Below are 781 nucleotides of genomic sequence, written 5' to 3' on the forward strand. Positions count from 1 at the left end.
GGCGATTTCGGGCACAGGGAGGAGGCGATACCACCGACCAAACCCCATGCTGGCAGCTCAGGCCAGAGCACCTGTGACACACTTTGAATCAGCCCTGCATGCTCATGCCCCTTGCAATGAGGTGAGTGTTGACCGTCTCAAAGATCTGCTCGCCCAGGGCGTTCTTCTCCAGCAGGTGGCAGAAGGTCAGGATTGTCGTCTCATCAGGGATCCGGTCGCTGATCAGGTCGATACCCGCAAAGCGGCGCATGGTCGGCACTTCGATCAGGGCCTCTTCCATGGCCGGATCACTCAGGGAGTACCACTGCTGCAACAGGTGGATCCGCAGCATGGTGGCCAGCGGGTACGGAGGGCGCCCACCCTTCTTGCTGGTCTTGGGGTAGTGGGGCTGAATCAGGGCGATGAGGGCATCCCCCCAGGGCACCACTTCCTCCATCTCCGCCAGGAACTTCTCGCGTTTTGTCTGCTTCTTGGCGGTCGTCTGCTCGTAGTCAGAGAAGCCGAGCTGCTTGCCGCCCATCAGTCCTGACCTGCGATCACAGGGCGATCCATGCGCGGGTTCGCCCGGTTTTCCAGAGTCTCCTTAGTAGTATTCGCGTAAGCTTCTCTGAAGAGAAAAGCAATCAATCCACATGCATAATGTAGCTATTGTAACCGTTGAGGGAGATGAGTCCTTGGCCTTTGTGACGTGGACCCCGGAAACCGGTCCAGGGTGAATGAGAGTCCTCATCCGGCCAGACTGGGCCGGGGACTCGACCATGAAACGCACCAGGCACACAGC

At 58.9% G+C, this 781-nt stretch carries 1 pseudogene; it reads right to left on the minus strand.

The features are described 5' to 3' along the window. Window positions 1–94 precede the first annotated feature (94 nt). A pseudogene (locus CJZ98_RS17870) lies at window positions 95–520 on the minus strand (transposase); the annotation flags it as partial. Between the last annotated feature and the right edge of the window lie 261 nt (window positions 521–781).

Source organism: Vulcanococcus limneticus LL (assembly GCF_002252705.1).
Taxonomy (GTDB): domain Bacteria; phylum Cyanobacteriota; class Cyanobacteriia; order PCC-6307; family Cyanobiaceae; genus Vulcanococcus; species Vulcanococcus limneticus.